The organism is Streptomyces silvisoli (genome assembly GCF_029269905.1).
Lineage (GTDB): Bacteria > Actinomycetota > Actinomycetes > Streptomycetales > Streptomycetaceae > Streptantibioticus_A > Streptantibioticus_A silvisoli_A.
In genome coordinates this window covers 1-816 of sequence record NZ_JARJBC010000076.1, presented here as the reverse complement: position 1 = coordinate 816, position 816 = coordinate 1, and the positions used below count along the sequence as shown (strand labels likewise).

Sequence of the window (816 nt, the reverse complement as noted above, 5' to 3'; positions counted from 1 at the left end):
CACTGTCACCAGCACGGATAGCCAACTCGACATACCCAGTGCCAGCGAACACCACCGAACCCTGCACCGCGTAGTCCGCCAACCACGGGTGCGTGCGCAGCGACAGACGACTGGTGAACACCACACCATCCGTCTGCGGCAACGACAACATCGCCCCAAGCAACGGATGCTCAGCCGAACTCAACCCCGCCGCAGCCACATCGGTCGGCCCACTGGTCGCCTCAGGCCAGAAACGCTGCCGCTGGAACGCATACGTCGGCAACCCCACCCGCACAGCACCACAACCAGCAAAAACCCCAGCCCAGTCAACAGCAACGCCATCCGCATACACCTGTGCCACGGCCGACACCATCTGGTGGAGGTTTCCCTCACCACGACGCAACGTGCCCACCGCCGTCGCGGGGTCCTCGTGTTGGTCCACAATGTCCTGGACCGCGGGAAGCAGCACCGGATGCGGACTGACCTCAACCACCGTGCTGGCACCGGCGTCCAAAGCAGCCGTGAGAGCCTTCTCGAACAACACCGTATTCCGCAGATTGCGGTACCAGTACTCCGCGCCCCACGACGCGGTGTCCATCAACTCTCCGGTCACCGACGAATACACCGGCACTCCGGTCGACCGAGGACTGATCGGCGCCAAGTCCGCCAGCAAACGCTGCTCAAGCGGCTCCACCAACGCGGAGTGTGACGCGTAATCCACCGCAATCCGACGCGCCTGGACCTCCCGATCACGACAGTGAGCCAGCAACAGGTCCAAAGCATCAGACTCGCCCGCGACCACCGTTGATGCCGGGCCGTTGATCACGGCCACGGACA

General features: G+C 63.8%; 1 protein-coding gene. It reads right to left on the bottom strand.

All coding sequences use genetic code 11. The features are described from left to right. Positions 1–816: acyltransferase domain-containing protein (locus P3G67_RS35775; protein WP_276097244.1), on the bottom strand; the 816-nt coding region annotated here is incomplete at both ends.